At 38.8% G+C, this 12,836-nt stretch carries 7 protein-coding genes; 2 read left to right on the top strand and 5 right to left on the bottom strand.

The window, feature by feature from the left end:
• Positions 1–106 precede the first annotated feature (106 nt).
• Entirely contained in the window at positions 107–5,410 is a 5,304-nt protein-coding gene (locus EQG61_RS03510) for a hypothetical protein (protein WP_129460503.1), read from the top strand.
• Positions 5,411–5,476: 66 nt separating this feature from the next.
• Here EQG61_RS03510 and bioB read toward each other — a convergent pair whose 3' ends face one another.
• Positions 5,477–6,562, bottom strand: a complete 1,086-nt coding sequence (gene bioB / locus EQG61_RS03515; RefSeq protein WP_129460504.1) for a biotin synthase BioB — start codon at positions 6,560–6,562, stop codon at positions 5,477–5,479.
• Between the two features lie 54 nt (positions 6,563–6,616).
• A complete protein-coding gene (locus EQG61_RS03520) occupies positions 6,617–7,552 on the bottom strand; it encodes a bifunctional riboflavin kinase/FAD synthetase (RefSeq protein WP_129460505.1) in 936 nt (311 codons plus the stop codon).
• A gap of 134 nt (positions 7,553–7,686) precedes the next feature.
• Here EQG61_RS03520 and EQG61_RS03525 point away from each other — a divergent pair, with 134 nt between their 5' ends.
• Positions 7,687–10,458 (top strand): zinc-dependent metalloprotease, encoded by a 2,772-nt coding sequence (locus tag EQG61_RS03525; RefSeq protein WP_129460506.1) that lies wholly within the window; start codon positions 7,687–7,689, stop codon positions 10,456–10,458.
• A gap of 65 nt (positions 10,459–10,523) precedes the next feature.
• Here EQG61_RS03525 and pth read toward each other — a convergent pair whose 3' ends face one another.
• The 3 genes from pth to EQG61_RS03540 all read right to left on the bottom strand — a co-directional run bounded on the left by pth (position 10,524) and on the right by EQG61_RS03540 (position 12,804).
• Entirely contained in the window at positions 10,524–11,090 is a 567-nt protein-coding gene (pth, locus tag EQG61_RS03530) for an aminoacyl-tRNA hydrolase (RefSeq protein WP_235829018.1), read from the bottom strand.
• 143 nt (positions 11,091–11,233) lie between these two features.
• Positions 11,234–11,842 carry a 50S ribosomal protein L25/general stress protein Ctc gene (locus EQG61_RS03535; protein WP_129460508.1) on the bottom strand — a complete coding sequence of 203 codons (609 nt, stop codon included), beginning with the start codon at positions 11,840–11,842 and terminating at the stop codon, positions 11,234–11,236.
• A gap of 20 nt (positions 11,843–11,862) precedes the next feature.
• Positions 11,863–12,804: a ribose-phosphate pyrophosphokinase gene (locus EQG61_RS03540; RefSeq protein ID WP_129460509.1), complete on the bottom strand. Its 942-nt coding sequence runs from the start codon at positions 12,802–12,804 to the stop codon at positions 11,863–11,865.
• Positions 12,805–12,836: the final 32 nt, after the last annotated feature.

Consider the following 12,836-nt stretch of genomic DNA (forward strand, 5'->3'; position numbering starts at 1 on the left):
AAACGTAAAAAATTGAGTGTTAAATTGTTAATAATTTAGTAATACAAAACTATTGAAATTCTGTGATTTGGATGTAATTTTGTAAGCTGGAAAAAAATTAACTTTTATGCTATTCAAAAGAGTATTTTTAGTTGTACTACTACTTTTAAAATTTACTACGTATTCCCAAGTAAATTTAACGGCTGGAGCACCAACCTATTTTGAAAACTTTAATACGTTGGCAAATACAGGTACTCCGACATGGACAGACAACACCACGCCGCTTGTTGGTTGGTACAGTACTAAAAATGGTACAACCTATGGAATCAATACAGGTTCAAACAATGCGAATAATGTCTATAGTTTTGGTGCTAGCTTAGCAACAGATAGAGCTTTAGGTGCAATTTCTACAGCTACAACTCATCGTTTTGCAGTTCGAATCAAAAATAACGATCCTGTACAGAGTATTACTTCTTTAACCATAAATTTTACAGGGGAACATTGGCGTGTAAACACTACGACTCAAGCATTAGTTTTTGAATATCAAAAAGGTGCTACTGCATTAGCAACGGGAACTTGGACAGCAGATACAAATTTAGATTTTGGAAATTTAAGTACTGGAGCAGCAGCAGCTATAGACGGGACGTTACCAGCAAATCAAGCAGCAAAGTCTTCTACAATTACGATTACATTAGCTCCTGGCGAAGAAATTTGGTTACGATGGACAAAATCGGCTACAAATAGTCATGGTTTAGCAATTGATGATTTGAATATAGCGGCCACTTTTGTTTCTCCCTGCACTCCGCCAACTAATCCTACAGGCTCTATTACAGGAACTACCCCCGCATGTTCGTCCACAACATTGACGTATACGGGAACGGCTACTGCGCCTGTGGTGAACTATTGGCAAACGTCAGCTACAGGAATGTCTACAGCCAATAATGCGGCTTCACCTTTAGCGGTGACTACTTCTGGAAATTATTATGTACGTGCTTATGATCCAACCTCGGGTTCGGGGTGTTGGTCAACTACGGCTGTTGGGCCGTATGCAGTGGTGATTAATCCTGCTGTATCGATTACCACCCAACCCACAAATCAATCCATTGCAGCGGCACAGAATACGACTTTCACTGTCGTAGCTTCTAATGCAACGGCTTACCAATGGCAAGTATCCACTGATAGTGGTGCTACATGGACCAACTTAACCAATACCGGTGTTTATACTACAGTAACTACAGCAACCATGAACATTACTGGGGCAACCTTTGCGATGAATGGATACCAATACCGTTGTGTTGTAAGTGGAACGGCTCCATGTGCTGCGGTGAATTCAACAGCGGCAACATTGTCTGTTGTGAATGCGATAAATACCATTGCCGATTTAGGAACACAAGTAACCGCTGCTTTTGTCCCTCAAGCAACATTGGATCATGTAATTTTTAAATTTCAAGTGAGTCCGACGGTTACTACCAATCTTCAAGGTATTGCCAACGTGGTAACTGCGGGGACTTATGTTTCTGCGGATATTGTGAATTTGAAAGTTCGTTATTCAGCCGATAATGTGTTAGACGCTGCGGATATAACCTTAAGTACATTAACCACTCCGGGTGTAGCAGGGGCCAAAACTTTTCCGGCTTTTACTGCTCAATCAATTACTGGTGGTACTACAGGTTATATTTTCATTACCGCAGATGTTTCAGCAACGGCAGTTGTTGGGAATACGATTTCTTTAAATGCAGTTACTACGGCAAATTTAATTTTCTCTTTAGGAACAAAAACGGGAACTACGACTGCAGGTGGTACACAAACAATTGCGCCTTCTGCACCTTTAGTGCCTGCGAGTTTTACCAAAGGTTGTACAACCAATACTACGCAAATTTTGAATTGGACGGCGCCAGCTTCCGGGTCTTATGATGGTTATATAGTAGTAGCTCGTCAAGGTGGTTTAAATCCGCATGCGATTACTTCGTTAGTGGCTTCCTCACAAACCTTCAATACTGATTTTTCATTAGCACCCACTTATGGAAGTACAGCACCCTTATCGCGCGTAGTCTATATTGGAACGGGTACAACGGCTACGATTACAGGTTTGACTACAGGTGCGACCTATGTTTTTGAAATTTATACTTTTAGAAATAACGGTCCGACTAACTCAGTCTATTCCACAACATCACGCACGACTACACAATTGATCGGACTCAACAATGTAACAAGTGCTTCGTCAACAGCGGGGAATACCACCGGATTGATTGGTTGGGCAAATCCTAATGCCATTTGTTATGATCAAGTGTTAGTTGTTGTAACAAGTGCGGCGGGTATTACTTTCACGCCTACTGGGGATGGAAGTGCTTATACTGCGAATCCAGCATTTACAGCTTTTAATCAAGTGGTCTATGCTTCCAGTGGTAACAATGTAAATATTACAGGATTAACCAATGGCGTTACCTATTATGTTGAAATTTTTGTTCGCTTTGGAACCCAATGGAGTACAGGTGTAGAAGTAAGTTGTACACCACAAAACATAGTACCTACGGTTTTTAAAACGGGGGATTTGTTGTTGATTGCTTATAACAATAATGCTGCTGGAGGAGATGATGATATACGTTTAGTTACATTAGTTGATGTGAATCCAGGGACTAGCTTTTTATGGACTAATGCAACTTATGAAACAGGAGGCTCACCTGCCGCAAATGTGAGAACCGATAAATGGTATGAATGCCGCGCAGATATCGCTCCTACAGGAAATGTACCCTATTTGGAATTTACCTACAATGGTGCTACACCTATACCTGCCGGTTCTGTTTTTTGTATTACAACCGATAACGGCGGAACAGCAACCGTTATTTCTTGTGTTTCGCCATCAGGAACAACGTATACAACTTTTACAATTAGTGGAAAATCGGCAGATGGTAACTCTTTATTGAGTCATACTTCTGTAAATGTATCAACATCAAATCCAGACTCCATGTTTTTGATGCAAGGCTATTTTACGTATAATGCTTCGGGCTCAACATTTACAGGTACAGTATTGTCAGGTGTTCAAGATGGTGGTTTGTGGTATACTTTAGCAGATGATTTAAGTGGCGTGGTTACTCCATCTGCTAATCTTCGCAGATCTAGAAAACACCCTGCATTGGAATGTGCTTCATTGCAAGCAAATACGACAACAGGTACTTATGCTCGTAGTTATACGGTATCTCCGGCAGCCACGTATACTGTAGGAAATAGAGCCTATTTGATTGGAAATATTGTAAATTATTCCACCAATTGGACGAGTAGTTTCGGGACTTGTCCTTCACCTTCACCTTTTGTAATTAACGCTTCAGACCCTTTTAACAAATGGAATGGTTCAGCCAATACTAATTGGTTTGACTGTAATAACTGGAGTTTGCTTACAATTCCTGATGAATTAACAGACGTGGTGATTGATAATACGGCTGTTAATGATGCCGTAGTTGATTATACTGCAGCTAATTCAGATACTTTTTCAGATTTGGCAAAATGTAAAGATTTAACGGTTTCTGGGCGTAAAGTCCAAGTGCAAGGAAATGTCTTGAATAAATTGGAAGTACATGGTAATTTAGTGCTTAGCGGGACTGGAGTTGTTGATATGGATGATTCTAATTCAGCTACAAATGATGGTCAATTGTATTTGTATGGGAATTGGACGAATTCAATTTCTAATGCCGCTTTTGAGGAAGGAAATGGGACCGTTCATTTTGTAGGAAGTGCAACACAAGTGATTAACTCCAATGTGCATACCAATGTAGAGCAGTTTTACAATGTGGTTTTGGACAATGACTTTACTACTGCTGTTTCCAATAATTTGTATGCTAAAGGAAATTTAGAATTGAAAATCAATAAAATATTGACCATTGGAACGGGCGATCATGTGTTTGCTTATAAGAAACTAACCAGCAATGGAGATATTATCATAAACAATTCAGGTCAATTGGTACAAGTAGATGAAACCGACACCAATGATGGGGATTACTCGGGAACAAAATTCCGTTTGACACGAACAGCACAAGCAAAGCATTATGACTATATTTATTGGAGTGCGCCAACGGAGAATTACATGGTAACTAACTTGCCTACCGATTACCATTATTTCTGGAATCCGACTTACGCCAATACCAATGGAACACAAGGGAATTGGAATAGTGCCTCAGGTTCTATGGTGAAAGGAAAAGGGTATATCGCTAGAGCGTCCAATAATTCAACTACAGCCGTGGCATTATCAGCTACATTTACAGGTAAACCCAATAACGGTCAACTGACATTACCGATTAGTCGTGGAAATTATGATGGAGCGGATTATGATGCAGATTTAACGAACGCCACCAATGCCTTAACAACGAGATACGACGACAACTGGAATTTAGTAGGAAATCCATATCCTTCAGCTATTGATGCTGAGGAGTTTTTGGTGCTCAACCAATCGGTTATTGAAGGATCTATTTGGGTTTGGAAGCATGGATTGAATCCGACTTCATCTACAAGTCCGTTTTACAATAACTACCAATACAATTATAATCCGACTTCAGATTACATCAAATACAACGGGTTAGGTTCAACAGAGCCCGACACATTTGCAGGGAAAATCGCTTCTGGACAAGGGTTTATGGTGAATATGTTGCATGCTGCGGCGACACCTAATACGTTAACTTTTACCAATAATCTTCGTGCAGATGCTTCAATTATGTCGTATGACAATACCGATTTCTTCCGTGCGAATTGGATGCAAAATCAGAAGCACCGTATTTGGTTGGATATTGTAAACACTAATACAGGTTCGAAAGATCGTACACTCGTAGGCTATGCCACCAATGCCACCAATGGTCGTGATCAATTGTATGATTGTATATCAAAAATCACAGGTGATTTGAGCGTGTATTCCATGATTCAAGATGAACCGTTTTCTATTCAAGGAAAAGGATTGCCTTTTAATAGTAATGATCGCATTCCTTTAGGGGTAAATGTGAATACCAACGGTACTTATCAATTGGCTATTTACAAAACCGATGGCTTATTTGCGGGTCAGCAAGCAATTTACATTGAGGATAAAGTGACGGGTCATTTCCATGATTTAAAAGCAAGTCCGTTTACATTTACCTTGCCTCAAGGTGTGTATAATAATCGTTTCGTGTTGCGTTTCAATGTCCCAGGTTCAAGTTTAAGCAATACTGATTTTACATCATCACAGTCAGTGATTACTGCGGTAAAGAATCAAGTAATTACTGCGCAATCTGCAGAAGAGCCTATTCAAGAAATGCACGTGATGGATGTTTTAGGACGAACGCTTTGTTTGGTTAAAGGGAATGATACAAATTCGCTTGCCACTCCTGCTTTAGAAGTTGCTCACCAAACCGTAGTCGTTAAAATACAATTAGAAAGTGGAATTGTTGTTACTCGAAAAGTGCAATTGTAATTTCAATTATAAGTAATAAAAAAGTCCCGATGTTGTCGGGACTTTTTTTATGAAGTAAAATAGTTTTTATTTTCCTTTAATTGAAGCTTTCACATTACGTTCAATGCTATGGCCTGGACGTGACCATTTTGGTTTTTCACCTAAGGGTTGGAACTGTGAATCTTCCGCTTCAATCGTTTTGGGTTGCATTAATTTGATGAATGGTTTTTGGGGTTGCAATCCAAGTAATTCAAACATTTTCATGTCTTCGTTTACATCTGGATTAGGTGTAGTCAATAACTTGTCACCCGCAAAGATTGAATTGGCTCCTGCAAAGAAACACATGGCTTGTCCTTCGCGCGACATTTCTGTTCGACCCGCAGACAAACGAACTTGTGTTTCGGGCATCACAATACGTGTAGTGGCTACCATACGAATCATTTCCCAAATTTCAACAGGTTTTTCATTTTCCATTGGCGTACCTTCTACAGCTACTAGTGCGTTAATTGGCACCGATTCAGGTTGTGGATCAAGTGTCGCTAATGCTACTAACATTCCGGCACGGTCTTCAACACTTTCCCCCATACCAATGATACCACCACTACAAACAGTAACATTTGTTTTGCGAACATTTTCAATAGTTTGAATACGGTCTTCAAATCCGCGGGTAGAAATCACTTCTTTATAATATTCTTCAGAAGTATCGAGGTTATGGTTGTAGGCATACAATCCTGCTTCAGCCAAACGTTGCGCTTGGTTTTCGGTTAACATACCCAACGTACAACACACTTCCATGTCTAGTTTATTGATCGTACGCACCATTTCCAACACTTGGTCAAATTCAGGTCCGTCTTTCACATTTCGCCATGCGGCTCCCATACAAACACGAGAGGAACCTGAGGCTTTAGCCCGTAAAGCCTGAGCTTTCACTTGGTTTACCGACATTAAATCGTTTCCTTCAATATCGGTATGGTAGCGTGCCGCTTGTGGACAATAACCACAATCCTCTGGACAGCCGCCTGTTTTAATTGATAAAAGTGTTGACACCTGAACCACATTAGGGTCATGATGTAAACGGTGTATAGATGCTGCTTCAAATAACAAATCCATTAAAGGTTTGTTGTAAATAGCAATAATTTCTTCTTTGGTCCAATTATGTCTAATTTCACTCATATGTGAAGGGTTTTAAGAATTTCAAAGGTAACGAATTCCTTTGGTTTTGCAATATTATGACTGAGCGTCTAAAAAGTAGTCAGCAGCTATTTGTTTGTCTTTGGCTATCTGTGACTTAAGCGTGTTGAGGTCTTCAAATTTTTGTTCTGGGCGAATGTATTCAATCAATTCAAGCGTGATTTTTTCACCATAAATTGAAGTGTTAAAGTCAAATAGATGAATTTCGATACTTTGGGATTGACCGTTTACAGTAGGCCGATTACCGATATTCATGACACCTTGACACTTCTTATTATCGATATGGGCAAAAGCAATATACACTCCATTGCACGGAATTAATTTTTCAGAAGTCTCTATCGCTATATTCGCTGTTGGAAAACCAATTGTTCGTCCAATTTGTTGGCCTTGAACAACAGTTCCATTCAATGTATAATTGTATCCCAAATAGTCATTGGCAATTTTGATCTTGCCTCGATGAAGTGCTTCACGAATTTTAGTAGAACTAATGGTGATTTCATTTATTTCTTCCGCAGAAATCTGTTCAACTTCAAATCCGTGTACAGCTCCAAAATGAATTAGGTCTTCTATGGTTGCTGTTCGGTTACGACCAAATCGGTGATCATAGCCAATAATGATTTTTTTTACATTGAATTTTTTAACCAGAACATTCACAACAAATTCTTCTGCAGTGAGTCGCGAAAATTCTTTATCAAATGGATGAATGACTAAGAAATCAATATTTTGATGGGCTAACAAAACTTTTTTTTCTTCAATAGAATTTAAAAGTTGTAGGGAAGAGGAGTCTTGTAATACGGTTCTTGGATGTGGGTGAAATGTAAGCACTAAACTTTTTAACTCCATTTTTTGAGCAGATTCCGTAAGCTTTTTAATTATTTTTTGATGTCCTAAATGCACACCGTCAAATGTGCCTAAAGTCACTACAGTGCCTTTGGATGTTGGGAATTCTGCTATGTTAAAAAAGGTTTCCAAATCTTCAAAACGATGGCTCCAAAGGTAGGGTATTTTTAGAATTAAAAACTAATGTATTTACAAATGGGCTGAATTAACAAAATTTCAGCAAAAAACTTATATATTTGTTAGCTATTATAACCAATCTAATTAAAATGAAAAAAAGTTTACTACTTTCTGTAATTTTCTTGGGTTTGGCTACTGCCAATGCACAAACAGGTAGATATTGGTCTCCTGCTGAAAAGCGTGCAGATATTGAAAGAGCCAAAGGAACGTTCAGAAGTACATTTCCTACGCAGTATGATTTGTATACTTTGAACTTCAACCAAATTAAATCAAAATTGTTTACAGTTGTTGACCAACCTGGGGCAACCTGTGTAATTACTTTACCTAATTCTCAAGGTAAATTGGAAGATTTTATTGTGAATGAAGCTTCCAACTTTGACGCTGAATTACAAGCACAATTTCCTGAAATCCGCGCTTTTTCTGGTAAAAGTACTGTTGATCCATCGGCTTACTTAAAGTTGAGTATTGCTCCACAAGGAATTAAAACTGTGGTTTTCAGAGCCGGTACTACAAGTGAATTTATGGAGCCTTTTTCTGCTGATGGAAGTACTTATGTTGTTTACAACAAGAGTAACAATGGTCAAGCTATGGCATGGAAATGTGATGTAAATGATGAATTCGGTGGAATTGCTGCGCCAAATAATCGCAATACAGGAAATGTTGCTTTAGCAAGCAATGGTGTTTTAAAAACGATGCGTTTGGCACAATCTTGTACAGCTGAATATTCCAACTATTTTGGTGCTACAAGTGCTGCACAAGTAAATTTAGTTTTAGCAGCCTTTAATGCTACTTTAACACGTGCAAACGGTTGTTACGAGAAAGATTTAGGAGTGCATTTAAACATTGTAGCTCAGTCAACTAACGTAATTTATTACAATGCGGCAACCGATCCTTATTCAGCTGCTGGAACAGGAGCTGGAGGTGCTTGGAATACAGAATTACAAAATACGTTAAGTGGTAATTTAACCGGTACAGGAACTACATTGGCAGCAAATAATGCCGCTTACGATATAGGTCACTTGTTTGGTGCTTCAGGTGGTGGAGGTAATGCAGGTTGTATTGGATGTGTTTGTACAGATGATACAGCAAGTACTACGGATAAAAACAAAGGTAGTGGATATACCTCCCCTGGTGATGGAGTTCCAGAAGGAGATACGTATGATATAGATTATGTTGTTCACGAAGTTGGGCACCAATTAGGAGCTAACCATACTTTTACCCATGCCAATGAAGGTTCGGGTTATAATGTTGAGGTTGGTTCTGGTATTACAATTATGGGGTATGCAGGTATTACTAATTATAATGCTGCAATGCACTCGATTGACACCTACCATGTTTTGTCAATTTCTCAAATTCAAAACAATTTAAATACAAAAACTTGTCCCGTTTCTTCTCCATTAGCTGGAGTTAATGCTACTCCAACAGCTAATGCAGGCGGAAACTTTACCATTCCAAAAAGTACTCCTTTTATGTTGATTGGTTCGGGTGCAGATGCTGATGGAGATGCTTTAACCTATAGCTGGGAACAAGTAAATGTTGATTCAGCGGGGTCTTATACTGCAGCAAACAGTGTGGCTTCACCAACGAAAGCAGGAGGTCCAAACTGGATTTCTTATTCGCCTTCAACCTCACCAGTTCGTTATTGTCCTGTTTTACCTACTGTGTTTAATGGTGGTCAAACTACTACTGGAACTGGAAACATTGTGGTAGAAGCTTTAAGTTCTGTAGCTCGTACATTGAATTTCAGATTAACTGTTCGTGATAATGCAACGTATGTTGCAAATACAAAAGTGGCTCAAACAGGAACAGCTAATGCTACTATTACTGTAGATGGAAATAAAGGTCCATTAACGGTAACTTCACAAAATACCAGTGGTATTTCGTATACTGTTGGTTCAACACAAACCGTAACTTGGGCTGTGAACAGTACAGATACGATTACTGGTGGTGCAAATGTTGACATCTTGATTACTACAGATAATGGAGCTACTTGGACAACCTTATTAGCAGCTACGCCAAATGACGGTACTGCAGACGTAGTTATGCCAACCACTCCAGCAGTTTATTGTCGTTTAATGGTTAAAGCGAGTAATAATATTTTCTTTAACGTAAATAGTACAGATTTCTCAGTAGGTTATACCATTACTACAACTTGTGCAACGTATACCAATACTACTCCAGTAGCTATCCCTGATGGATTAGGTGCAAATACACAAGGTGCAGCAGTAAACAGTGTGATTAATGTACCTGCTACAGGTAACATTTCTGATGTGAATGTAAGTTTGAATGTATCACATACGTATCCAAACGACTTAGTGTTCCAATTGGTTCACCCTAACACAACTACTTTTGTAAATGTTTGGAACAGAGCATGTGGTTCTAATGACAATTTCAACGTAACCTTAAGTGACGGATCGCCAGCATTTACTTGTGTGGCAAACATGACAGGTACCTATGCGCCTTCTAGTCCTTTGTCTGCATTTAATAATTTAGCAGCAAATGGAAACTGGACGTTATATGCAGCTGACTTTTACAATACAGATACAGGAACTTTAAACAGCTGGGGTATTGAAGTGTGTACAGCCGTAGTTCAATTGAACAATGATACCTATAACCTAGACGGATTTGTTGTTTACCCGAATCCAAACAATGGTATTTTCAATGTTAAATTTAATCCTGCATCTAACGATATCAATGTAACGGTTCACGATATTCGTGGAAGAGAAGTATACAACAAAGCGTATACAAACAATGGTATTTTTGATGAGTCATTAAATTTAGGTGCTGTTGAAGCTGGAGTTTATCTAGTTACAGTAAAAGACGGTTCTAAGAAAGAAGTTAGAAAGATTGTAATTAAGTAATTCTTCTTACTATAAAACAGAAAAGCTCCCAATTTGGGAGCTTTTTTTATTCAATAAGTATGATTTTATTTTCCGTTATATTCATTCATTGTGTTAGCAAGTCCGGCAAGTACGAATGAATGTATTGCCGCAGCACTTGTCTCGTATCTTTCGGGTAATTTGGCTTGTTCTTCTTCATTCCATTCGCCCAAAACATAATCCACTTGTTGCCCTTTTTTAAATTGATCACTGATGCCAAATCGAAAGCGCGGATATTCAGTAGTATTCAATAAAAGCTGAATGTTTTTTAGTCCGTTATGCCCGCCATCACTTCCTTTGGCTTTAATACGAAGGGTGCCAAAGGACAAGTTTAGATCGTCGGTAATCACCAAAATATTCTCCTTGGCGATATTTTCCTTATCCATCCAATATTTAACTGCTTTGCCGCTTAAATTCATGTAGGTGTTGGGTTTTAAAAGCAATACGGTGCGGCCTTTGATTTTGAATTCGGCTAAGTCGCCCAATTTGGCCGTTTGAAAACTCACCCCTTCTTTTTTTGCTAAGAAATCAACTATTTTGAAACCTATATTGTGGCGCGTATTCACATATTCGGCACCAATATTACCTAACCCTATAATGAGGTATTTTTTCATGGGATCTGTTTTTTCTTGAGTTGTAGTCGAGCGAAATAATTGATGAAACCAATTCATGGGCACAAAAGTACTTTAAAAACTAATTTCTATTCAAAAAAAAAGCACCGGAAACTCCGATGCTTTCTTTGTATAAGTTGAAAAGATTATTTTTTCTTTCCTTTTGCAGCTGCCTTTTCTGCTTTTGCAGCTTCTTGAGCGGCTTTCATTGCAGCACGTGAAATCTTCACTTGACACACTACTGTATTGTCTGGGTGCATTAATTTGTAGTTTTCGTTACCTAATTTAGTAACGTACAATTTGTTACCCATTTGTAATTCTGAAATATCAGCATATACATAATCAGGAAGGTTTTTCGGTAATGCTTTTACTTTTAAACGACGTAAGTTTAAGTTCAAAACACCTCCTAAAAGTACCCCTGGAGAAGTTCCTGTAATTTTAACTGGAACTTCCATAACGATTTCTTTCTCATCGTTTAATTGGTAGAAATCGATGTGTAAAATCGCATCAGATACCGGGTGAAACTGGATATCTTGTAAGATTACGTTATACACTTTTCCTCCTAAATCAACCGCAACTGTGTGCGCATCTGGAGTGTAAACTAAACTTTTGAAAGCTTTGCTTTCTGCTTGAAAGTGTACTGGTTGTTCTCCTCCGTAGATTACGCAAGGAACCATTCCAGCATCACGTACGGCCTTCGTTGCCTTTTTGCCTACGCTTTCTCTTTCAGATCCTTTGATTGAAATTGACTTCATTATATAAATTAATTAATTATTTACATTAAAAATTTTCCGCTGATGGAATTGTTATGCTGTACCATATGCATTACTTCTGCAAATAACGGTGCACAACTTACCACTTTTATTTTCGCCGATTCCTTTTTAAGCGGAATAGAATCGGTAACTATCAATTCACTTAATTGCGAATTTTCAATTTTTTCATACGCCTCTCCCGAAAGAATGGCATGAGTACAAATTGCGCGAACACTCAAAGCACCACGTTCAATCATCAAATCAGCGGCTTTGGCCAATGTTCCTCCGGTATCGATCATGTCGTCTACCAAAATCACATTGCGACCTCTTACATCCCCAATCAACTCCATCGTTTCAATTACGTTAGCCGCTTTACGTTGCTTATAACATACCACAACATCCGAGGTCAAAAATTTCGAATAAGCATACGCTCTTTTCGAACCGCCCATGTCGGGTGATGCAATGGTGAGATTTTCTAGGTTCAAACTTTGTACATACGGCAAGAAAATGGTAGATGCAAATAAGTGATCTACTGGTTTTTCGAAAAAGCCTTGAATCTGATCCGCATGTAAATCCATGGTCATGATTCGCGTAGCTCCTGCCGTTTCTAATAGTTTGGCAATTAATTTTGCCCCTATCGGAACTCTCGGTTTGTCTTTACGGTCTTGTCTTGCGTAGCCAAAATAGGGGATTACCGGAGTAATGTGTCGGGCTGATGCGCGTTTAGCCGCATCAATCATTAATAACAACTCCATTAAATTGTCTGCCGACGGGAAAGTCGAACAAACAATAAAAACGCGTAATCCACGAATGGATTCTTCGAAAGACGGTTGAAACTCGCCGTCGCTAAATTTTGAGAACGTAACTTTACCTAGCGGCACGCCATAATTTTTGGCGATTTGCTCCGCAAGGTGTACACTTTGGGAACAAGCAAATATCTTTGCTTCCGGTTCTTGATGTGACATTGCTTTTAATTTGTTGTTTAGTAGTCAGTTAG

The sequence above is a fragment of the Flavobacterium stagni genome (assembly GCF_004122105.1).
GTDB lineage: Bacteria > Bacteroidota > Bacteroidia > Flavobacteriales > Flavobacteriaceae > Flavobacterium > Flavobacterium stagni.

Coding starts and splice junctions, on each gene's coding strand:
- EQG61_RS03535 (WP_129460508.1), bottom strand. CDS start 11,842: ATGAAGTCAATTTCAATCAAAGGATCTGAAAGAGAAAGCGTAGGCAAA.
- pth (WP_235829018.1), bottom strand. CDS start 11,090: ATGAAAAAATACCTCATTATAGGGTTAGGTAATATTGGTGCCGAATAT.
- EQG61_RS03540 (WP_129460509.1), bottom strand. CDS start 12,804: ATGTCACATCAAGAACCGGAAGCAAAGATATTTGCTTGTTCCCAAAGT.
- bioB (WP_129460504.1), bottom strand. CDS start 6,562: ATGAGTGAAATTAGACATAATTGGACCAAAGAAGAAATTATTGCTATT.
- EQG61_RS03510 (WP_129460503.1), top strand. CDS start 107: ATGCTATTCAAAAGAGTATTTTTAGTTGTACTACTACTTTTAAAATTT.
- EQG61_RS03525 (WP_129460506.1), top strand. CDS start 7,687: ATGAAAAAAAGTTTACTACTTTCTGTAATTTTCTTGGGTTTGGCTACT.